This window comes from Blastococcus sp. SYSU DS0828 (genome assembly GCF_054050975.1).
The window spans coordinates 64,523-85,646 of record NZ_JBJHAK010000020.1 but is presented as its reverse complement, the minus strand read 5'-3'; the positions used below and the strand labels follow the sequence as shown (position 1 = coordinate 85,646).

Sequence of the window (21,124 nt, the reverse complement as noted above, 5' to 3'; positions counted from 1 at the left end):
CCCCCCCCCCCCCCCCCCCCCCCCCCCCCCCCCCCCCCCCCCCCCCCCCCCCCCCCCCCCCCCCCCCCCCCCCCCCCCCCCCCCCCCCCCCCCCCCCCCCCCCCCCCCCCCCCCCGGGCTGGAGGCCGTACGGTGTGACGGTGACCACGACGACGGCGACGTGGCTCGCCGAGCTGACCGACGCGTTGGGCCCCGACGGCGTCCTGACCGACCCCGACGTGACGGCCGGCTACGCCCGCGACCAGGCGATGATGGCGCCCGCCGGAACCCCGGCGGCCGTGGTGTTCCCGCGCCGCACCGACGACGTCGTCGCGGTGATGCGGGTGGCCTCGCGGCACGGCCTCCCGGTGGTCCCGCGGGGCGCCGGCTCCGGGCTCGCGGGCGGCAGCAACGCCGTGGACGGGGGCATCACGCTGGTGATGACCCGCATGAACGCCGTCCTGGAGGTCTCGCCGGCCGACCGGCTGGCCGTCGTCCAGCCGGGGGTGGTGAACAAGCAGCTGCGCGACGCGGTCGCCGGCAGCGGGCTGTTCTACCCGCCGGACCCGAGCAGCTACGACTGGTGCACCCTCGGCGGCAACCTCGCCACCAACTCCGGCGGTCTGTGCTGCGTCAAGTACGGCGTCACCACCGACTACGTGCTGGGCCTGGAGGTCGTGCTGGCCGACGGCCGGGTGCTCCGCACCGGGCGCCGCACCGTGAAGGGCGTGGCCGGCTACGACCTCGCCCGGCTGTTCGTGGGGTCCGAGGGCACCCTCGGCGTCATCACCGAGGCGACGCTCGCGCTGCGGCCCGCACCGAAGGCGCCGGTCACCCTCGCCGCATCCTTCGCCACGACGGCCCAGGCGGGCCAGGTCGTCGAGCGGGTGGTCACCGCGGGGCTGGTGCCCAGCCTGCTGGAGATCATGGACAACACCTGCATCCGCACCGTCGACCAGGTGCTCAAGGCCGGCCTGGACCACGACACCCGCGCGCTGCTGGTGGCGCAGTCCGACACCGGCGGGGCGGCCGCCGCCGAGGAGATCGCGACGCTCACCGCGCTGTGCGAGGAGGCCGGCGCGCAGTTCGTCCACTCCACCGAGGACCAGGCCGAGGGCGACCTGCTCCTCGCCGCCCGGCGCATGGCGCTGCCCGCCCTGCAGCAGGTGGGGGGCGCGATCCTCATCGACGACGTCGCCGTCCCCCGGTCGCGGATCGCCGGGTTCCTCGACGGCTGCGACCGCATCGCCGCGGAGCGCGCCGTCGTGGTCGGGGTGGTCGGGCACGCCGGCGACGGCAACATGCACCCGACCGTCTGCTTCGACGGCGGCGACGCCGACCAGCGGCAGCGGGCCTACGCCGCCTTCGACGACATCCTGGAGCTCGGGCTGTCGCTGGGCGGGACGATCACCGGCGAGCACGGGGTGGGTGTGCTCAAGGTCGACTGGCTGGAGCGCGAGATCGGCCCGGTGTCGCTGGACGTGCACCGCTCGATCAAGTCCGCGCTCGACCCGGCCGGCCTGCTCAACCCCGGCACGGTGTTCCGCAGCGCGCCGGCCGGTGCCACGCTGGGGCGATGAGCAGGGAGCGGTTCCTCGTCATCGGAGGCGACGCGGCCGGGATGTCCGCGGCGGCCCAGGCCCGCCGGCTGCGGAACGCCGACGACCTCGAGATCGTCGTGCTCGAGCAGGGCGACGTCGTCTCGTACTCCGCCTGCGGCATCCCCTACTGGGTGGGCGGGGAGGTCCAGGGCCGGGACGAGCTGATCGCCCGGACGCCGGCGGAGTTCGCCGCCCGGGACATCACCGTGCACACCGGCACGCGGGCGGTCGGGATCGATCCCGACGCCGGGAAGGTCGTCACCGACACCGGCGAGCGGATCGGCTACGACCGCCTCCTCGTCGCCACGGGAGGCCGCCCGACCCGCCCGCCGATCCCCGGCCTGGACGCGCCGGGCGTCTTCGGCGTGCACCGGCTCGACGACGGCGCCGCCATCCGGGCCGCCCTGGACGCCGGTCCCCGCCGCGCCCTGGTCCTGGGCGGCGGCTACATCGGGCTGGAGATGGCGGAGGCGCTGCAGCGGCGGGGGCTGGCGGTCACCGTCGTGCTCGCCGACCCGCTGCCGATGCAGCTGCTCGACGCCGACATGGCCCAGCGGGTCTGCGCCGGCATGGGGGCCATGGGCATGGAGATGCACCCCGACCAGGCGGTCCGCGAGATCCTGGTGGACGAGTCGGGCCGGGCGCGGGGGGTGCGCACCGACGCCGGCAGCTACGACGCCGACCTGGTGGTGCTGGGCCTGGGCATGGGGCCGGAGGTGGCGCTGGCCGAGCAGGCCGGCATCCGGCTCGGGACCACCGGCGCCATCGACGTCGACCGCACCCAGCGCACCCGCTCGCACCCGGAGATCTACGCCGCCGGTGACTGCTCGCAGACCTTCCACCGGGTCACCGGCGAGGTCGCCCACGTCGCCCTGGGCACCCACGCGAACAAGCAGGGCCGGGTGGCCGGCTCGGTCGTCGGCGGCCGGGCAGCCCGCTTCGCCGGGGTGCTGGGGACGGCGCTGACCAAGGTGGGGGACCTGGAGATCGGCCGCACGGGGCTGTGCACCACCGAGGCCGAGCAGGCCGGGTTCGACTACCGCACCGACACCGTGGAGGCGACGACGAAGGCCGGGTACCACCCCGGCGCGGAGGAGATCGCGATCAAGCTGCTGAGCGAGGCGGGCTCGGGGCGGCTGCTCGGCGCCCAGATCGTCGGCGGCCCCGGTTCGGGCAAGCGGATCGACGTGCTGGCCGCCGCGATCTGGGCGGGGATGACCGCCGAGGACCTCGCCGGGTCCGACCTCTCCTACGCGCCGCCGTTCTCGCCGACCTACGACCCGGTGGTCGTCGCCGCCCGGGTGGTCAGCCGCATCGAGCAGGGCTGACCGGTGCCCGACCCGGGCCGACCCGGTGTCGCCCGGTCGGGCTCCGCTGCCGCCCGTGCTGTCGCGGCCGGGGGCGCAGCGCGATACTGATCACCGACGTTCGCCCGTACAGCGCCGTACAGCCGTTCCCGACGGAGGAGAGCACCCCCATGCCCATCGCGACCCCCGAGGTCTACGCCGACATGATCAGCCGGGCGAAGGAGGGCGGGTTCGCCTACCCGGCGATCAACTGCACCTCCTCGGAGACGATCAACGCGGCGCTGCGCGGCTTCGCCGACGCCGGCAGCGACGGGATCATCCAGTTCTCCACCGGCGGCGCCGAATTCGGCTCGGGCACCCGGGTCAAGGACATGGTCACCGGCGCGGTGGCGCTCGCCGAGTTCGCCCACGTCGTCGCCGAGAAGTACCCGATCAACGTGGCGCTGCACACCGACCACTGCCCCAAGGACAAGCTCGACTCCTACGTCCGCCCGCTCATCGCGCTGTCGAAGGACCGGGTGGACGCCGGGCAGGAGCCGCTGTTCCAGTCGCACATGTGGGACGGCTCGGCGATCGAGCTCGGTGAGAACCTCGACATCGCCGAGGAGCTGATGGAGAAGTCCGCCGCCGCCAAGCTCGTGCTGGAGCTGGAGATCGGCATCGTCGGCGGGGAGGAGGACGGCGTCGTCGCCGAGATCAACGAGAAGCTCTACACCGCCGACGGCGACTTCCTGCGCACCGCGCAGAAGCTGGGGCTGGGGGAGCGCGGGGTCTACCTGCTCGCGGCGACCTTCGGCAACGTGCACGGCGTCTACAAGCCGGGCAACGTCAAGCTCCGCCCCGACGTGCTCCAGCGCGGGCAGGCGCTGGTCGCGAAGGAGTTCGGCCTCGGCGAGGACGCCAAGCCGTTCAACCTGGTCTTCCACGGCGGCTCGGGCTCGGCGGAGTCGGAGATCCGCGAGGCGCTCTCCTACGGCGTCGTGAAGATGAACGTCGACACCGACACCCAGTACGCCTTCACCCGGCCCATCGCCGGGCACATGTTCAGCAACTACGACGGCGTGCTGAAGATCGACGGCGAGGTCGGCAACAAGAAGGTCTACGACCCGCGCAGCTACATGAAGGCCGCCGAGACGAACATGGCCGCCCGTGTCGTCGAGGCGTGCGAGCACCTGCTGTCGGCCGGCCAGTCGCAGGGGGCCTGACGATGAGCCACTCCCACGGAAACCTGCTGGGCGAGCCGCCGGCCACGCTGCTGCCGGCCACGCCGGAGGCCGACGCCGAGCTCGCCGAGGGCGCCACGCTCGCGGAGGTCGCCGCGCACCACCCCACGGTGAGCGCGGTGTGGGCCGGCCTCGCCGAGGAGGCGATGAGCCGCCCCGAGCGGGCGCTCGGCGACACCATCCAGGCCTACGCCTACGCCCGCACCGGCTACCACCGCGGGCTCGACGCGCTGCGCCGCAACGGGTGGAAGGGCTACGGCCCCGTCCCGTGGTCGCACGAGCCGAACCGGGGCTTCCTGCGCTGCGTCACCGTCCTGGCACGGGCGGCCGAGGCCATCGGCGAGACGGCCGAGGCCGAGCGCTGCACGCAGCTGCTCCGGGACTGCGATCCGACGCTGGTCTCCTGAGCAGTCACCATCGGTGACGGGCGGCCCGCCGGTGCGGGCCGCCCATTGCACTCCTCACCTGGGTTTTTGCGACCCGGGGTTTGCCGGGACCCGTCAACGGCAACCACGGAGCGTGCACGGTGCCGACAGGGCGCCCGGAGGAGGGACGTTTCGGATGCTGGCAACGATCTTGTGGATCCTGGCGGTGATCCTCGTGATCAGCGGGATCTTCTCGATCTTCCGCGGGCAGCTGCTGTGGGGGATCGTGCTCATCGTCGTGGGGCTGCTGGTCGGCCCGGGCGGGGTGAGCATCTTCACCGGCTGACCGGCCCCGGGCCCCCGCGCGGCGGGGGCCCGGGGGAGTTTCACCGCTCGCCGAGCTCCGGGTGCAGCGCGGTGAGCGCGTCGGTCAGGGTGGTCAGCTGGTCCCCGCCGGCCATCAGCGCGGTGAGCACGTCGGCGTCGACGTCGTCGCGGGTGAGGTTCCCGGCCACCTGGCCGTGGGCCAGCAGCAGGAACCGGTCACCGATGAGGTGGGCGTAGCGCGGGTTGTTGGTGACGACGACGACCGCCAGCCCCTGGGTGCGGGCCGCGAGGACGGACTGCCCGAACAGCGTCTGGCGCGCCACGGTCATGGGCGTGACGGGCTCGTCGATCACCAGGGCCCGGGCGCCGAAGTGCAGCGCGCGGGCGACGGCCAGGCTCTGCCGTTCCCCGGCCCGCAGGGCGCTGGCCGGCTGGTCCGGGTCCAGCCCGGTGACGCCGACCCGGGCCATGGCGCGCACGGTGGTCTCGCGGGCTCCGTCCAGGTCGAGGCGGCGCAGCGGCCACACCCCCCGCGTGGGCTCGACGCCCAGGAAGAAGTTCCGCCACACCGACAGCAGCGGGGCGACGGCGAGGTCCTGCCACACGGTGGCGATGCCCAGGTCCCGCGCCTGCCGGGGGGACCGGAACCGGGTGGGCACGCCGTCCACCAGCAGCTCGCCCTCGTCGTGGCGGCGCAGCCCGGAGACCACCGACACGAGCGTGGACTTGCCGGAGCCGTTCTCCCCGAGGACGCAGGTGATCTGCCCGGGCAGGAGCGCCACGCTGACCCGGCTCAGCGCCGGCACGCTGCCGTGCCGCACGGTGACGCCGCGCAGCTCCACGACCGGGGTGGGGCCCGGCGCGGCGGCCTCGTCGACGGGGGCGGCGGAGCTCACGACCGTGGCCTCGCCCGGAGCCGCCGGCGCACCTCGCCGTTGGCCAGCAGCGCCACCAGCAGGAGCACCCCCAGCAGCGCCTGGAACCAGCGGGTGTCCCAGTCGGCCAGGGTGATGCCCTGCCGGGCCACCGCGTACAGCAGGGCGCCGACGGCGGCGCCGATCGTCGACCCGTATCCGCCGGTCAGCAGGCAGCCGCCGATGACCGCCACCACGATGAAGTCGATCCCGCTGAGGATGCCGACGGTCCCGCCGGCCTGGACGCTGCCCAGCCGCACCAGCGTCATGGTGCCGAGCAGCCAGCCCGCTGCCGCGGTGAGGCAGAACAGCGCCACCGTCGTCCGGCGCACCGGGACGCCGAGCTCACGCGCGGCTCGCCGGGCGCCCCCGCTGGCGAACACCGCGTTGCCGAACTTGGTCCGCCACAGCGCCCAGGTGGCCAGCGCGGTGAGGCCGAGCCACCAGAGGATGCTCACGCTGAACCGGCCGTTGCCCAGCTGCGCGGTCGCGTCGAAGACAGCCGTCGCCGACGACCAGCCAGGGGCCTGGTCCAGACCGCCGATCCGCGTGCCGCCGGCGACCTCCTGGGCCCCGGCCTGCGAGGTGCCCTGCAGGATCAGGAAGGTCGCCAGGGTCACCAGGAAGCTCGGCAGGCCGGTGTTCACGACGAGCACGCCGTTGACCACCCCCACGAGCAGCGCCGCCAGCAGCGAGACGAGCAGGGCCGGCCAGGTGCCCCACCCCGCGTGGCCGATCAGCAGCGCCGTGAGCAGTGAGCTCGCGACGGCGACCACCCCGACCGAGAGGTCGAACTGCCCGGCCACCAGCAGGAGCGCGACGGCGACGCCGCCGATGCCCAGCAGCGCCGCGGTGTCCAGGACCGTCGCCAGCCCGAAGGGGCTGACCAGGTCCGGCACCCGCACCGCGAAGAAGGCGACGACCACGAGGAGTCCGACGACGGCGGGCAGGCTCGGCCGGGTGAGCGTGCGCGCCAGGGAGCGGCGGCCGGCGGGGGCCACGGCGGCGCGGGACCCGAACGAGGTGCGCGGATCGGTGATCACCGGCACGTCGACCCAGCGGGACAGCAGGACGTCGGCAGCGGGTCCTCCTCGGGCGGTCGGGTGCCCCACCAGTGTCCACGACGGCCCCGGCCCCGCGCAGGCCGCTCCTAGGGGACCAGGCGCCACCGCACCCGGTCGTCGGCGTACCAGGTCCACCGGGGGACGGGGCGCACGTAGGGCACCCCGTCGCGCACCACCCGAGCGGGGTCGGAGGCGACCTGGAGGGCGCGCCCGCTGGTCTGCCGGGTGGGGCGCAGCGGCTGGGTCATCACCGTCACGCCGATGGTGTCGACGGCGGTCCAGTCCGGTCGGACGTCGATCCGGGTGATCTCGCCGTCGGCCACCTTGATGTCGTCGTGGTACGCCTGCAGGCCCAGCCGGCGCGACAGGGAGCGGCGGCCGTTCCCGGGGGCCTCGATCCGGCCGTGGTGCAGCAGCACACCACCGTGGTCGTCGCGGACGAGGGTGAGATCCCGGGTGGTGCCCGTGCCGAGCCCCAGCGCGCGCGCCAGGGCGGCCGAGCCCTTGTCGGCGGTCGGCTCCCAGGCCACCGGCACCTCTGCCGTGCGGCCCGCTTTCAGCAGCGCCGCCAGCACCCCCGACAGGGCCGCGACCGGGCCGCGCACCACCAGCTGCCCGGCCCCGGCGACCGGCTCCAGCTGGCTCCGCAACGGCGCCTCCCCGGGACCCAGGCGGCGGAGGTCCAACTCGACCGACGACATGCCGATACCCTGTCACCCGTCCAGCCCCACCGTCCCGGCCGACCTGCCGGCCGGATCGATCCGGGTGTCGCGCGCCGACCGTCACCCCACCGAACAGGAGACCCAGGAGCCGATGCCCGCTGTCGTGCTGATCGGTGCCCAGTGGGGCGACGAGGGCAAGGGCAAGGCCACCGACCTGCTCGGCGGCCGCGTCCCCTACGTCGTCCGCTACCAGGGTGGCAACAACGCCGGGCACACGGTGATCACGCCCGACGGTGAGAAGTACGCCCTCCACCTGATCCCGTCCGGGATCCTGACGCCGGGCTGCACTCCGGTGATCGGCAACGGTGTCGTGATCGACCCGCAGGTGCTCATCGACGAGCTGGCGGGCCTGGAGGAGCGCGGGGTCGACACCTCGCGGCTGGTGATCTCCTCCGACGCGCACCTGATCATGCCGCACCACCGGGCGCTGGACCGGGTCACCGAGCGGTTCCTGGGCAAGCGGAAGATCGGCACCACCGGCCGGGGCATCGGCCCCGCCTACGGCGACAAGGTCGCCCGCGTGGGCATCCGGGTGCAGGACCTGCTCGACCTGTCGATCCTCCGGCAGAAGCTGGAGGGGACGCTCCAGGAGAAGAACCAGGTCCTGGTCAAGGTCTACAACCGCAAGGCCATCGACGTCGACGAGGTCGTCGAGGAGTACAGCCAGTACGCCGAGGCGCTCCGGCACCGCATCGTCGACACGCGGCTGCTGCTGGGCAATGCGCTCGACGCCGGCGAGTGGGTGCTGCTCGAGGGCTCGCAGGGCACGCTGCTCGACGTCGACCACGGCACGTACCCGTTCGTCACCTCGTCCAACCCGACCGCGGGCGGGGCGGCCGTCGGCGCCGGGGTCGGCCCCACGCGGATCGAGCGCGTCGTGGGCATCCTCAAGGCGTACACCACCCGCGTCGGCTCCGGCCCGTTCCCCACGGAGCTGCACGACCAGTGGGGCGAGTACCTGCGCAAGCAGGGCGGCGAGGTCGGCGTCACCACCGGGCGCGACCGGCGCTGCGGCTGGTTCGACGCCGTCGTGGCCCGCTACGCCAGCCGCGTCAACGGGATCACCGACTACTTCCTCACCAAGCTCGACGTGCTCTCGGGGCTCGAGACCGTGCCGATCTGCGTCGCCTACGAGATCGACGGCGTCCGGCACGACGAGATGCCGATGACGCAGACCGACTTCCACCACGCGAAGCCGGTCTACGAGGAGATGCCGGGCTGGTTCGAGGACATCCGGCACTGCCGGACCTTCGACGAGCTGCCCGCGGCCGCCCAGGCCTACGTGCGGCGGCTGGAGGAGCTCTCCGGGGCCCGGATCAGCGTGATCGGCGTCGGCCCCGGCCGGGACGAGAACGTCGTGATCCACGACCTCATCGCCTGAGAAAACCCCGCGACAGCGGGGCGGACCGGGCGTCACCATCGCCGGCGTGGATCTCCTCGCGCTGGGCTGGACGGCCGACCGCGTCGCCGAGCTCCCGCCCGGCTGCGAGCCCGGGCGGGTGCTGCGGGTCGACCGCGGCCGGCTGACCGTGCTCGTCGCGGACGGTGAGCGACGCGTGCACCCGTCCGCCGCCGTGCACCACGAGGCCGGTCCGGCCGTGGGGGACTGGGTGGCGCTGCGCGGGGAGCTGGCGCTCGCCGTCCTCCCGCGTCGCAGCGCCTTCACCCGCACCGCCGCGGGCCGGACGTCGGCGGCGCAGGTCGTGGCGGCCAACGTCGACGTGGTCCTCGTCGTCGACGCGCTGATCGGCCAGACGCGGGTGCGGCGCATCGAGCGCTACCTCGCGGTGGCCTGGAGCAGCGGGGCGGCTCCCGTCGTCGTCCTGACGAAGGCCGACCTGTGCGACGACGTGGCCGCCGTGGTGGAACAGGTCGCCGAGGACGCGCTCGGCGTCCCGGTGCTGCCGGTCAGCTCGGTGACGGGGCAGGGGCTGGCCGCTGTCGGTGAACTCGTCGGCCCCGGCCGGACGGCGGCGATGGTCGGCCCCTCCGGCGTCGGGAAGTCCAGCCTCGCCAACGCGCTGGCCGGCCGGGCGGTGGCCGGCACCCGGGACATCCGCGAGGACGGCCGCGGGCGGCACACCACGACCGCCCGGGAGCTGCACCGGCTGCCCGGTGGCGGGCTGCTGATCGACACGCCCGGGATGCGCGAACTGGGTCTGCACGACGACGCTGGGGGCGTCGACCGGGCGTTCGCCGACGTCGCGGAGCTCGCCACCGCGTGCCGGTACCGCGACTGCGCGCACCGCACCGAACCCGGGTGCGCCGTCGCCACGGCTCTCGAGGACGGCCGGCTGGACCCCGCCCGCTTCACCGCCTGGCGGAAGCTGCAGGGCGAGGCCCACCGTCAGCGGCTCCGCGTCGATGCCCGGGCCCGCGCCGAGGAACGCGCCCGGCTGCGGAGCGTGCACCGGGCCCAGCGACGTCGTCGCCCTCCGGACGACACCGCGGCCAGGCGGGGGACCGGCTCGCGCTGAGCCGGCGCGTGGGCGGTGCCGGGGCCCTCCGGGCTCCGCGCCGCACCGACGTGCGGTGGCGCTCAGACCAGCTGGGCGGCCATGGCGGTGCGGGCGCGGACGGCGTGCTCGGGGGAGTCGCTGATCAGGCCGTCGACCCCGAGGGCGAGCAGGGCCAGGGCGTCGCCGACGGCGTCCCCGAGCCCTCCGGGAGCGTCGCCGCGCCGCAGGTGGGCGGGGAGGAAGGTGTTCTCCGCCCGCAGCGTCCAGCAGAGGACCGTCAGCTCCGCGGCGTGTGCCTGGGTGACCACGTGCGGGGTGCCGGTGACCGCCTGCTGGGCACCGCTGGCCAGGATCCGGTCGCGGCTCGGGGCGATGCCCTGCGCGTAGGTGGAGATCTCCCGCAGACCGGCCGGGGTGACCATCGCATCGCCTGCCGTGTCGTCACCGACCAGCTGGACCAGCCGGGGGCCGTCCTCGCCCAGCCGGGCACGCAGGTCGCGCAGGACGGCGGGGTCGAACGCCTGCACCACCACGGTGCCCTCGGCGCTGTCGGCACCGAGCCGGCGCAGCTCCTCGGCCACCAGCTCGCCCATGTGCATGCCCAGCGCGGCCCAGTACCCGGGGTGCTTCAGCTCGGCGAGCACCCGCACCGGCCGGTCGGCGGTCGACCGGCAGCGGGCCAGCTCGACGACCTCGGCCAGCGTCAGGATGCCGTAGCGGCCGTCGTAGGCGGTGTTCAGCGGCCGCAGGGACGGCATCCGCTCGACCGCGCGGAGGGTGCGCAGCTCGGCGTGGGTGAAGTCCTCGGTGAACCAGCCGGTCCACAGCTCGCCGTCGACCAGCTTGGTGGTCCGGCGGTCGGCGAACTCCGGGTGGTCGGCGACGTCGGTGGAGACGGAGAGCTCGTTCTCGTGCCGGACGACGAGCACGCCGTCGCGGCTGAGCACGACGTCGGGCTCGATGAGGTCGGCACCCAGGTCGATGGCCAGCTCGAAGCTGGCCCGCGTGTGCTCCGGCCGGTAGGCCGGAGCGCCGCGGTGTCCGATGACGACGGGCCGGGGAAGGCGTGCCCCTGGCCGGACGGCCAGCGACTCGGTCGCGCGCATGGCACCCACCACACAGGAATCGGGTGAATCCGGGGCGAACTGGAGGGGACGGGTTGCGCACGATCGAAAGGCCAGCTCGCTGACCAGCGGACGACCACCTCTGCTGTGACGGACATCACCCGAGGTGTCTGTGGCTGGTGTGACTCGCCGCCCGGCGGCGCCGCCCCGGAGCGTGGCCGGCCGGGCATCGGTAGGGTCGCGGCTCGTGCGCGTGCTGGTGATCGGCTCCGGTGCCCGGGAGCACGCCCTGTGCGTGGCTCTCCAGTCCGACCCTGCGGTTCGCGAGCTCGCCTGCGCCCCCGGCAACGCCGGGACCCGGGTGGCCGCGCCCCCGCCCCCGGGAGGGGAACGGCTCGCCGCGGCCGATCCGGTCGCGGTGGCGGCGCTGGCCCGGGACTGGGGGGCCGACCTGGTGGTGATCGGCCCCGAGGTGCCGCTGGTCGCCGGAGCGGCCGACGCCGTCCGCGAGGCCGGCATCGCCTGCTTCGGTCCCTCGGCGCAGGCCGCGCAGCTGGAGGGCAGCAAGTCCTTCGCCAAGCACGTGATGACGGCGGCCGGCGTCCCCACCGCCCGCTCGTGGCCCGTCGGTGGCCCGGCGGAGCTGGAGACGGCGCTCGACGAGGTCGCCGCGCTCACCGGCGGCGCCCCCTACGTGGTCAAGGACGACGGGCTGGCCGCCGGCAAGGGTGTGCTGGTGACCCCGGACCGCGACGCCGCCCTGGCGCACGGGCGCGGGGTGCTCGACGCCGGGGGAGCGGTCCTGGTCGAGGAGTTCCTCGACGGCCCCGAGGTGTCCCTGTTCGCCGTCACCGACGGGACGACGGTGCTGCCGCTGGTGCCCGCGCAGGACTTCAAGCGCCGGGACGACGGTGACGGCGGTCCCAACACCGGCGGCATGGGGGCCTACGCCCCGCTGCCGTGGGCACCGCCCGGGCTGGTCGACGAGGTCCTCGCCACCGTGCTGCAGCCGACCGTGGACGAGATGGCACGCCGCGGCGAGACGTTCAGCGGCCTGCTCTACGCCGGGTTGGCCCTCACCTCCCGCGGCGTGCGGGTGGTGGAGTTCAACGCCCGGTTCGGGGACCCGGAGACGCAGGTGGTGCTGCCGCTGCTGGAGACCCCGCTGGGCGGGCTGCTGCACGCCGGGGCCACCGGCACCCTCGCCGACCACCCGCCGCTGCGCTGGCGGGACGGCGCGGCGGTGACCGTCGTCGTCGCCGCACCGGGGTACCCCGAGGCGCCGCGCACCGGCGACCCGATCACCGGGGCCGAGGGCGAGGGCGTGCTGCACGCCGGCACCGCGCTCGCCGACGACGGCACGGTCCGCTCCGCCGGTGGGCGGGTCCTCGCCGTCACCGCCACCGGCTCGGACCTGGCCGCCGCCCGGCAGGCCGCCTACGAGCGGGTCGCCGGCGTCCGGCTGGCCGACGCGCACTGGCGCACCGACATCGCGCTCGCCGCCGTCGAGGGCCGCATCGACCTTGCCGGTTAGCTCGCCGCGACCACGGGCCGCGCCCGCTCCGGGCGTGGTTCGGGCGGCCGTGGCCCCTCGTGCCGGCGGCTGAGGTAGGTGCCCGCGACGTTCACGCACGCCACCGTGGGGACGGCGATCAGCGCGCCGAAGATGCCGCCGACGAGCAGGCCCGCGGCGATCGCGAGGACCACGGCCAGCGGGTGCACGCGCACCGCCCGGCCCAGCAGCAGCGGCTGGAGCACGTGGCCCTCCAGCTGCATGACGCCGATGACGATGGCGAGCGTGATCAGCGCGGTGATCGGGCCGTTGGAGACCAGGGCCACCAGGACCGCCACCGTGCCGGCCAGGAAGCCACCGATGATCGGCACGAACGCGCCGAGGAAGACCAGCGCCGCCAGCGGGATCACCAGCGGCACCCCGAGGATGGCCAGCCCGACGCCGATGCCGACGGCATCGACCAGCGCCACGACCACGGTGGCGCGGACGTAGGAGATCAGCGTGCGCCACGAACGCCGGGCGGCCTCGTCGAGGTAGGCGCGGGAGGCGGCGGGGAACAGGCCCACCAGCCACAGCCAGATCGACCGGCCGTCCTTGAGGAAGAAGAAGAGGGTGAACAGCGCCAGCACGATGCCGGTGACGACCTCGCCCACCGTCGCCGCGGTCGTCAGCGCCCCGGAGGCCAGCGTGTCCTGGTTGTCCAGGAGCACGTCCTGGGCCTGGTCGAGGAGGTCGGCGAGCTGGCCCTCGCTGATGGGGAACCGCCGGACGACGAAGGTCTGGACCTGCTCGAGGCCCTCGCTCACCTGCTCGGCCAGGTCGGCGAAGCCCGCGGTGAACCGCTCGACGACCAGCGTGATGATCCCGGCCACCACGGTGAGGCCCACCAGCAGCATCGTGAACGCGGCCAGCGGGGGCGGCCAGCCGCGTCTGGCGAGTCCCGCGGCACCCGGTTGCAGCAGCGCCGCCAGCAGCAGCGCCACCAGCACCGGGACGACGACGACGGCGATGTAGGCGGCGGCGGAGAGCAGGACGTAGAAGCCGGCGATCACCACGATGAGCCGCCAGGACCAGGCGGCCGCCGTGCGCAGCCCGAACGGGACGTCGTCCTCCGCGTGGGCGGGGTGGACGACGGCCGGCGGCCCGGGAGGGCGCGGCCCGGACCCCTCGGGGGAGCGGGCGTCGGGCGGGCCGCCGACCCCGCCGGGACCGACCACACCGTCCAGGTCCGGGGCGCCGGGGGCCGGGCTGCCCAGGGGCGGGCTGGTGGCGCCGGTGTCGTCCGGCCGATCGCCCGGCCCGTCGGGCACGGGATCGTGCCGGATGCCGACCGGATAGGGATCGGGTGGCCCGTGGTGGTGGTGCCAGGCGTGCGGATCGTGCTCGCGGGCGGCACGGATCCGGTCGCGGGCGCGCGCGGCGAGGTCCCCGGTGCGCACGGCGAGATCACGGGCGCGACGCCGCATCGATCACCTCCGGTAGGGGCCGTTCGTGATCACGCTAGCCCTACGGGAGACTGTCCCCGTGCTGCGACGAGCTGACCGGTGGCGGGCGGTACCCGCATGATCGAGCGCTACACCCTTCCGGACATGGGCCGGGTCTGGAGCGACGCCCACAAGTACGAGCTGTGGTGCCGCGTCGAGACGCTGGTGCTCGAGGCGCACGCCGCCGCGGGCCGCGTCCCGGCCGACGTCGTCGAGCCGGTGCGCAACGCGCCCCCGCCCACCGCCGAACGGGTCGCCGAGATCGAGGAGACGACGCAGCACGACGTCATCGCCTTCCTCACGGCCTGGGCCGACAACACCGAACCCCGCTCGGCGGCGGCGTTCGTGCACCACGGCATGACGTCGTCGGACCTGCTCGACACCGCGCTGGCCGTCCAGCTCACCGAGGCCACCGACATCCTGCTGGCCAAGGCCGACCGGCTCGTGGCGGCCCTGCGCGACCACGGGCTGGCGCACCGTTCGACGATCAAGGTCGGGCGGACGCACGGCGTGCACGCCGAGCCCGTCGTGTGGGGGCACCGGGTCGCCGACCTGGCCTTCGCCGCCGCCCGCTCGCGCGACCGGCTGCGCGCGGCGCGCGATGCCGTCGGCGTGGTGGCGATCTCCGGCGCCGTGGGCACGTACTCGCTGATCGACCCCTCGGTCGAGGTCGCCGTCGCCGAGGCGCTGGACCTCCGGCCCGCCGACGCCTCCACCCAGGTGGTGCTCCGCGACGGGATCAGCGAGTGGGTCTCGGCGCTGGCGATCATCGCCACGGTCTGCGAGGCGATCGCGCTGGAGGTCCGGCACGGTCAGCGCACCGAGGTGCGCGAGCTGTCGGAGGCGTTCGGCTCGGGCCAGAAGGGCTCGAGCGCGATGCCGCACAAGAAGAACCCGATCCGATCCGAGCGCATCGCCGGGCTCGCACGGGTGGTCCGGGCGGCGATCGTGCCGGTCATGGAGGGCATCCCGCTCTGGCACGAGCGCGACATCTCGCACTCCTCCACCGAGCGGGTGTTCCTGCCCGACGCCGCCATCACCACCGACTATCTGCTGAACCTGACCGCGGGCCTGGTGGAGAACCTGGTGGTCGACGCCGACCGGATGCGGGCGAACCTCGAGTCCACCGGCGGGCTCATCTACACCTCGTCGGTGCTGCTCGAGCTGGTGGAGAGCGGGCAGTCCCGCGAGGACGCCTACGCGCTGGTCCAGTCGGCGGCCATGGAGACGTGGAACTCGGGCACTCCCTTCCGGGAGACGCTGCGGACGCGCGCTGCTGCCTCGGGCGTGACGCTGGACGAGGCGCGGCTGGACGAGATCTGCCGGCCGGAGGAGTACGTGGCCAACCTCGGTCCGCTCTTCGACCGGCTGGCGGCGCTGAGTTGATGGTGGACCTCCCGCTGGTCGCCCGCGGCAAGGTGCGGGAGATCTACGACGCCGGCGACGACCAGTTGCTGCTCGTGGCCTCGGACCGCATCTCGGCCTACGACTGGGTGCTCCCCACGCCGATCCCGGACAAGGGGCGGGTGCTCACCCAGCTGTCGGTGTGGTGGTTCGACCAGCTGACTCCGGTGCTGGACTCGTTCGGGGCCTCGCACCACCTGGTGTCGGCGGTGGACGTGCCTGCGTCGGTGACCGGGCGCGCGATGCTGGTGCGGCGGCTGGAGATGCTCCCGGTGGAGTGCGTGGCCCGCGGCTACCTGTCCGGTTCGGGGACGAAGGAGTACGAGCGGACCGGCTCGATCCGCGACGTCCCCCTGCCCGCCGGGCTGGTGGAGGGCTCGAAGCTCCCCGCGCCGGTGTTCACGCCGTCCACCAAGGCCGAGGTGGGTGAGCACGACGAGGCGATCGACTTCGCCGCCGTCGTCTCCGCGGTGGGTGCCGAACGGGCCGCGGAGCTGCGCGAGCTGACGCTGGCGCTCTACCGTCGGGGTGCGGAGATCGCGGCCGAGGCGGGCATCGTGCTGGCCGACACCAAGTTCGAGTTCGGGGTCGCGCCCGACGGCGGCCTCGTGCTCGGCGACGAGGTGCTCACCCCCGACTCCTCGCGGTTCTGGCCGGCCGACACCTGGTCGCCGGGCGCGGTGCAGCCCTCCTACGACAAGCAGTTCGTGCGCGACTGGCTGACGTCGTCCGGCTGGGACCGCGTCTCGCAGCCGCCCGAGCTGCCCGCCGACGTCGTCGCCGCCACCCGCGAGCGCTACGTGACCGCCTACGAGCAGCTCACCGGCCGCCGCTTCGCCTGACCCCGACGCGCGAGATCTGCACACTCGCCCCCATCAGGGCCGGCACAGGGACCAGATCGCATATCTCGGAGGGCGTCTGTGGACAGCCGCCGCGCCGTGCGGCTGGCAGCGGCCACCATCCCCCGGTGCCCGCGCGTCCCGCCCGCTCCCGACTCACCGCCCCGGCGACGCGTGCGATGGCGGCGGCGGCCGGGATCAGCGGCAAGCAGCTCCGGCACCGCGACGTCGTCCGGCTGTCGAGGGACACCTACGTGCCCCGCGCCTTGGTGGACGACGTCACGGTCCGCATCGAGGCGGTGCTGCTGACCGCGCCGCCCGGCGCCGTCGTCAGCCACCGGACCGCGGCGGCGATCTGGGGCGTGGACATCCCCCTGCAGCGGGACGACGACCGGGTCCACCTGACCGTGGTCACGGGCTCGGCCGTGCGCGCCCGCGCCGACCGCTGCATCCACCGCTCCCCCCTCGGCCCCGGCGAGGTCGACCAGCGCCTCGGCTTCCCCCTGACCACCCCGCGGCGGACCTGGCGCGATCTCGCGGCGACGCTGCCGCCGGCTGCTCTCCTCGCGGTGACCGACCAGCTGCTCGGGTCGTGGTGCACGCCCGCCGACCTGGAGGAGCAGTTGGCGCTGCGACCGGCAGGGAGGGGGTCCGCGCGGGCGCGGTCGGTGCTCCCCGTCGCCGATCCGCGGGCGGAGTCGCCCATGGAGTCGGTGCTCCGGTGGCTCATCCACGCCGCCGGATTGCCGGCTCCGGTGCTGCAGCATCCCGTCCGGACGCCGGGCGGGGAGTTCCGCGCCGACCTGGCCTGGCCGGAGCGCCGGGTCCTCGTCGAGTTCGACGGCGATCTGCACCGCGACCGCGCGGTCTTCGTCCGGGACCTCCGGCGCCAGAACGCGCTGGTCGCCGCGGGGTGGACGGTCCTCCGCTTCAGCTCGGCGGACGTCCTCGGGCGTCCGGACCAGGTGGTTGCCGAGACCGCCCGGGCGCTCGCCCGGTGAAATCTGCGATGTGGCCCCGTCCAACGGGCTGATGAGGGCCGCTGTGCAGATCTTGCCGGGGCACGGGAGCACTCGGCGGGGTCCGGCCGGGGAGAGCAGGGTCACGCGGGGGTCGGGGGAGGCCCCGGTACCCTCGGCGGCATGTCCCGCGTGGTCGTCGACGTCGTCCTGAAGCCGGAGATCTCCGACCCTCAGGGGCAGGCGGTCCTCGGCGCCCTCGGCCGGCTCGGCCACGACTCCGTCCGGAGCGTCCGCCAGGGCAAGCACTTCGTGCTCGAGGTCGACGGGACCCCCGACGAGGCCGAGCTGAAGCAGATCGCCGAGACGCTGCTGGCCAACCCGGTCATCGAGGACGTCGAGCTGCACCTCCCCAACGACTGAGAGAACCGCTGTGCGCATCGGTGTCATCACCTTCCCGGGCTCCCTGGACGACGTCGACGCCGCGCGCGCGGTGCGGCTCGCCGGGGGTGAGCCCGTCGCCCTCTGGCACGCCGACCACGACCTGCAGGACGTCGACGCCGTCGTCCTCCCCGGTGGCTTCTCCTACGGCGACTACCTCCGCGCCGGAGCCATCGCCGCCCGCTCCCCGCTGATGCAGGACGTCGTGGCCGCGGCGAACCGCGGCCTCCCGGTGCTCGGCATCTGCAACGGCTTCCAGGTGCTCTGCGAGGCCGGGCTCCTGCCGGGCGCGCTGACCCGCAACAGCCACCTGCACTTCCGCAACCGCGACCAGGTGCTGGTGGTCGAGCGCGCCGACACGGCCTGGACGCAGGACTACGCGACCGGCCAGCGCATCGTCATCCCCGTGAAGAACGGTGAGGGCCGCTACGTCGCCGCCGACGCCGAGCTGGACCGGCTGGAGGGCGAGGGCCGGGTCGTGTTCCGCTACGTCGACGGGAACCCGAACGGGTCCAGCCGCGACATCGCCGGCGTCACCAGCGAGAACGGCCGGGTCGTCGGCCTCATGCCGCACCCCGAGCACGCGATCGAGGACCTCACCGGGCCGTCGACCGACGGCCTGGGCTTCTTCACCAGCGTCCTGAAGGCGGTCGTGAACGCGTGAGCGACGACGTGACGGCGGGTCGGGCCAGCGCGACCGCGGGGCTCTCCGACCTCGACACCGGACCCGGCCGGCTCGCCAACCGGCTCGACACCGTCGAGCTGGCGGCGAGCACCCCCGACGACGAGCAGCCGTACGCCGAGCTGGGTCTCAAGGCCGACGAGTACGCCCGCATCAAGAGCATCCTCGGCCGCCGCCCGACCACGGCGGAGCTCGCGATGTACAGCGTCATGTGGAGCGAGCACTGCTCCTACAAGAGCTCCAAGGTCCACCTCCGGCAGTTCGGTGACCTGCCGCCCAGCGACGCCCTGCTGGTCGGCATCGGCGAGAACGCCGGTGTGGTCGACGTCGGCGACGGCTACGCGGTGACCTTCAAGGTCGAGAGCCACAACCACCCGAGCTACGTCGAGCCCTACCAGGGCGCGGCCACCGGCGTCGGCGGCATCGTGCGCGACATCCTGACCATGGGCGCCCGCCCGATCGCGGTCATGGACTCGCTCCGGTTCGGCCGCGCCGACGCCCCCGACACCGCCCGCGTGCTGCCCGGCGTCGTCGCCGGGGTGGGGGGCTACGGCAACTGCCTGGGCCTGCCCAACATCGGCGGCGAGGTCCTCTTCGACGACTGCTACGCCGGCAACCCGCTGGTCAACGCGCTGTGCGTCGGGGTCATGAAGCACGAGGACGTGCGGCTGGCCAAGGCCGAGGGAGTCGGGAACAAGGTCATCCTGTTCGGCGCCCGCACCGGCGGCGACGGCATCGGCGGGGTCAGCGTGCTGGCCAGCGAGACCTTCGACGCCGAGGGCCCGGCGAAGCGCCCGAGCGTGCAGGTGGGCGACCCGTTCACCGAGAAGCTGCTCATCGAGGCGTGCCTGGAGATCTTCCAGCAGGACCTCGTCACCGGCATCCAGGACCTCGGCGGCGCCGGCCTCTCCTGCGCCACCAGCGAGCTGGCCAGCGCCGGCACCGGCGGCATGCACGTCGACCTCGACACCGTCCCGCTGCGCGACAGCACCCTCACGCCGGCCGAGATCCTGATGAGCGAGTCGCAGGAGCGGATGTGCGCGATCGTGGAGCCGGACAAGGTCGACGCCTTCCTGGCCGTCTGCCGGAAGTGGGACGTGCTGGCCACCGTCATCGGTGAGGTCACCGACGGCGACCGGCTCACCGTCGACTGGCACGGCGAGCGGATCGTCGACGTCCCGCCGCGGACCGTGGCCCACGAGGGCCCGGTGTACGAGCGGCCGATGGCCCGGCCGCGCGACCTCGACGCCCTGCAGGCCGACGACGCCGGGAACCTGCCCCGGCCGCAGACCGGCGCCGAGCTCCAGGCCCACTGGCTGGCGGTCGTCAGCAGCCCGGACGGCGCGGACAAGACCTGGGTCACCGAGCAGTACGACCGCTACGTCCGCGGCAACACGGTGCTCGCCCAGCCCGACGACGCCGGGGTGGTGCGCATCGACGAGCAGAGCCACCGCGGCATCGCGCTCTCGCTCGACGGCAACGGCCGGTACGCCCGCCTGGACCCCTACACCGGCGCGCAGCTCAACCTCGCCGAGGCTTACCGCAACGTGGCCGTCTCCGGCGCGAAGCCTCTCGCCGTCACCAACTGCCTCAACTTCGGCTCCCCGGAGAACCCCGAGGTGATGTGGCAGTTCGCCGAGGCCGTGCGCGGCCTGGCCGACGGCTGCCGCGAGCTCGGCCTGCCGGTCACCGGCGGCAACGTCAGCCTCTACAACCAGACCGGCGACGTGGCGATCAACCCGACCCCGGTCATCGGTGTGCTCGGTGTGCACCAGGACGTCCGCACCCGGGTCTCCTCCGGCTGGCGGGCGGCCGGGGAGACGGTGCTCCTGCTGGGCACCACCCGCCCGGAGTTCGGCGGCTCCGCGTGGGCGAGCGTCGTGCACGACCACCTCGGGGGGCGGCCGCCGGCGGTCGACCTGGCCGCGGAGCGGGCGCTGGGCGACCTGCTGGGCGCCCTCGGCCGCGAAGGCGTGATCAGCTCCGCGCACGACCTGGCCGACGGCGGGCTGGCCCAGGCGCTCACCGAGTCGGCGCTGCGGTACGGCGTCGGCGCCGCCCTGGACCTCGGTGCGGACCCGTTCACCGCGCTGTTCAGCGAGTCCACCGCCCGGGCGGTCGTCACCACGTCCGACCCGGGCGGGGTGAAGACCACCGCCGAGTGGGCGGGCGTGCCGGTCACCGAGCTCGGGACGACGGGGGGCGACTCGGTCGCCGTGGCCGGCCTGCTCGAGCTGCCGCTGGCCGAGCTGCGCGCCGCGTGGACCGCGACGCTGCCGGCTCTCTTCGGCGGTCCGGAGCACAGCACCCCGCTCACCGTCCCGGCGGGCACCGTCCCCACCTCCTGATGCCGGCGCCCATCCCGGCCGAGGAGCTGCGTGCGGTGGTCGACCCGGTGCGGGCCTGGCTGGCGGGGGAGGCGGAGCAGCCGCCCCGGGCGGTGCTGGGTGCCGCCGTGAAGACGACGGCGCGCTGGCTGGCCCAGCAGGTGCCGGGCCGCTCGGTGGAGCTGCGGGTGCCGCCGCACGTCGCCGTCCAGTGCGTCGAGGGGCCCCGGCACACCCGCGGCACGCCGCCGAACGTCGTCGAGACCGACGCGGCGACCTGGCTCCGGCTGGCCACCGGGCAGCTCACCTGGGACGAGGCCGTCGCCGGGGGGACGCTCACCGCGAGCGGCAACCGCGCCGACCTCTCCGCTCTGCTCCCGCTGCGTCCGCTCCGCTGAGGCCCCGGGAACACGACAGCGGCGGGGATCCCGGGAGGGATCCCCGCCGCTG

20 protein-coding genes are annotated in these 21,124 nt (G+C 74.5%); 15 read left to right on the top strand and 5 right to left on the bottom strand.

Translation table 11 applies throughout. The annotated features are described in order from the left end of the window. Positions 1–140: 140 nt before the first annotated feature. From ACI79Q_RS15620 to ACI79Q_RS15600, 5 genes are all read left to right on the top strand, one after another. Positions 141–1,559, top strand: coding sequence for an FAD-binding oxidoreductase (locus ACI79Q_RS15620; protein ID WP_456590043.1), 1,419 nt, complete (start codon positions 141–143; stop codon positions 1,557–1,559). Further along, positions 1,556–2,908: an FAD-dependent oxidoreductase gene (locus ACI79Q_RS15615; RefSeq protein ID WP_456590042.1), complete on the top strand. Its 1,353-nt coding sequence runs from the start codon at positions 1,556–1,558 to the stop codon at positions 2,906–2,908. Before ACI79Q_RS15620 ends, ACI79Q_RS15615 begins: the two co-directional genes overlap by 4 nt. 149 nt (positions 2,909–3,057) lie before the next feature. After that, positions 3,058–4,092, top strand: a complete 1,035-nt coding sequence (fbaA, locus tag ACI79Q_RS15610) for a class II fructose-bisphosphate aldolase (RefSeq protein WP_456590041.1) — start codon at positions 3,058–3,060, stop codon at positions 4,090–4,092. 2 nt (positions 4,093–4,094) lie between these two features. Next, complete coding sequence (locus ACI79Q_RS15605; RefSeq protein WP_456590040.1) at positions 4,095–4,517, top strand: DUF3151 domain-containing protein; 423 nt, start codon at positions 4,095–4,097, stop codon at positions 4,515–4,517. Positions 4,518–4,671: 154 nt separating this feature from the next. Next, positions 4,672–4,821, top strand: a complete 150-nt coding sequence (locus tag ACI79Q_RS15600; protein WP_456590039.1) for a GPGG-motif small membrane protein — start codon at positions 4,672–4,674, stop codon at positions 4,819–4,821. A 40-nt stretch (positions 4,822–4,861) separates the two neighbouring features. Here the strand turns inward: ACI79Q_RS15600 and ACI79Q_RS15595 are convergent, their stop codons facing one another. From ACI79Q_RS15595 to ACI79Q_RS15585, 3 genes are read right to left on the bottom strand one after another with little or no spacing between them, the layout of a single operon-like run. Further along, positions 4,862–5,698: an ATP-binding cassette domain-containing protein gene (locus ACI79Q_RS15595; protein WP_456590038.1), complete on the bottom strand. Its 837-nt coding sequence runs from the start codon at positions 5,696–5,698 to the stop codon at positions 4,862–4,864. Further along, positions 5,695–6,828, bottom strand: coding sequence for an ABC transporter permease (locus tag ACI79Q_RS15590; protein ID WP_456590037.1), 1,134 nt, complete (start codon positions 6,826–6,828; stop codon positions 5,695–5,697). The genes ACI79Q_RS15595 and ACI79Q_RS15590 overlap by 4 nt, the downstream gene beginning before the upstream one ends. A 38-nt stretch (positions 6,829–6,866) precedes the next feature. Beyond that, positions 6,867–7,481 carry a hypothetical protein gene (locus ACI79Q_RS15585; protein ID WP_456590036.1) on the bottom strand — a complete coding sequence of 205 codons (615 nt, stop codon included), beginning with the start codon at positions 7,479–7,481 and terminating at the stop codon, positions 6,867–6,869. Positions 7,482–7,593: 112 nt separating this feature from the next. Between ACI79Q_RS15585 and ACI79Q_RS15580 the strand changes: the two genes are divergently transcribed. Next, a complete protein-coding gene (locus ACI79Q_RS15580; RefSeq protein ID WP_456590035.1) occupies positions 7,594–8,883 on the top strand; it encodes an adenylosuccinate synthase in 1,290 nt (429 codons plus the stop codon). 46 nt (positions 8,884–8,929) lie between these two features. After that, positions 8,930–9,979: a ribosome small subunit-dependent GTPase A gene (gene rsgA / locus ACI79Q_RS15575; RefSeq protein ID WP_456614974.1), complete on the top strand. Its 1,050-nt coding sequence runs from the start codon at positions 8,930–8,932 to the stop codon at positions 9,977–9,979. 62 nt (positions 9,980–10,041) lie between these two features. On the opposite strand, the gene ACI79Q_RS15570 is transcribed toward rsgA, so the two are convergent. Continuing rightward, positions 10,042–11,067, bottom strand: coding sequence for a glycerophosphodiester phosphodiesterase family protein (locus tag ACI79Q_RS15570; protein WP_456590033.1), 1,026 nt, complete (start codon positions 11,065–11,067; stop codon positions 10,042–10,044). A gap of 205 nt (positions 11,068–11,272) precedes the next feature. Between ACI79Q_RS15570 and purD the strand changes: the two genes are divergently transcribed. Continuing rightward, a complete protein-coding gene (gene purD, locus ACI79Q_RS15565; protein WP_456614973.1) occupies positions 11,273–12,559 on the top strand; it encodes a phosphoribosylamine--glycine ligase in 1,287 nt (428 codons plus the stop codon). Here purD and ACI79Q_RS15560 read toward each other — a convergent pair. Next, complete coding sequence (locus ACI79Q_RS15560) at positions 12,556–14,004, bottom strand: AI-2E family transporter (protein ID WP_456614972.1); 1,449 nt, start codon at positions 14,002–14,004, stop codon at positions 12,556–12,558. The genes purD and ACI79Q_RS15560 overlap by 4 nt on opposite strands. A 96-nt stretch (positions 14,005–14,100) precedes the next feature. Between ACI79Q_RS15560 and purB the strand changes: the two genes are divergently transcribed. The 7 genes from purB to ACI79Q_RS15525 all read left to right on the top strand — a co-directional run bounded on the left by purB (position 14,101) and on the right by ACI79Q_RS15525 (position 21,072). Continuing rightward, positions 14,101–15,408: an adenylosuccinate lyase gene (purB, locus tag ACI79Q_RS15555; RefSeq protein WP_456590030.1), complete on the top strand. Its 1,308-nt coding sequence runs from the start codon at positions 14,101–14,103 to the stop codon at positions 15,406–15,408. Beyond that, a complete protein-coding gene (locus ACI79Q_RS15550) occupies positions 15,408–16,268 on the top strand; it encodes a phosphoribosylaminoimidazolesuccinocarboxamide synthase (RefSeq protein WP_456590029.1) in 861 nt (286 codons plus the stop codon). The genes purB and ACI79Q_RS15550 overlap by 1 nt, the downstream gene beginning before the upstream one ends. Positions 16,269–16,393: 125 nt before the next feature. Beyond that, complete coding sequence (locus tag ACI79Q_RS15545; protein WP_456614971.1) at positions 16,394–17,266, top strand: endonuclease domain-containing protein; 873 nt, start codon at positions 16,394–16,396, stop codon at positions 17,264–17,266. 141 nt (positions 17,267–17,407) lie between these two features. Beyond that, positions 17,408–17,647 (top strand): phosphoribosylformylglycinamidine synthase subunit PurS, encoded by a 240-nt coding sequence (gene purS / locus ACI79Q_RS15540; protein ID WP_456590027.1) that lies wholly within the window; start codon positions 17,408–17,410, stop codon positions 17,645–17,647. A gap of 10 nt (positions 17,648–17,657) precedes the next feature. Continuing rightward, positions 17,658–18,329, top strand: coding sequence for a phosphoribosylformylglycinamidine synthase subunit PurQ (purQ, locus tag ACI79Q_RS15535; RefSeq protein WP_456590026.1), 672 nt, complete (start codon positions 17,658–17,660; stop codon positions 18,327–18,329). Further along, complete coding sequence (purL, locus tag ACI79Q_RS15530) at positions 18,326–20,695, top strand: phosphoribosylformylglycinamidine synthase subunit PurL (RefSeq protein ID WP_456614970.1); 2,370 nt, start codon at positions 18,326–18,328, stop codon at positions 20,693–20,695. Before purQ ends, purL begins: the two co-directional genes overlap by 4 nt. Continuing rightward, a complete protein-coding gene (locus ACI79Q_RS15525) occupies positions 20,695–21,072 on the top strand; it encodes a sterol carrier family protein (protein WP_456590024.1) in 378 nt (125 codons plus the stop codon). Before purL ends, ACI79Q_RS15525 begins: the two co-directional genes overlap by 1 nt. The last annotated feature ends 52 nt before the right edge of the window (positions 21,073–21,124 follow it).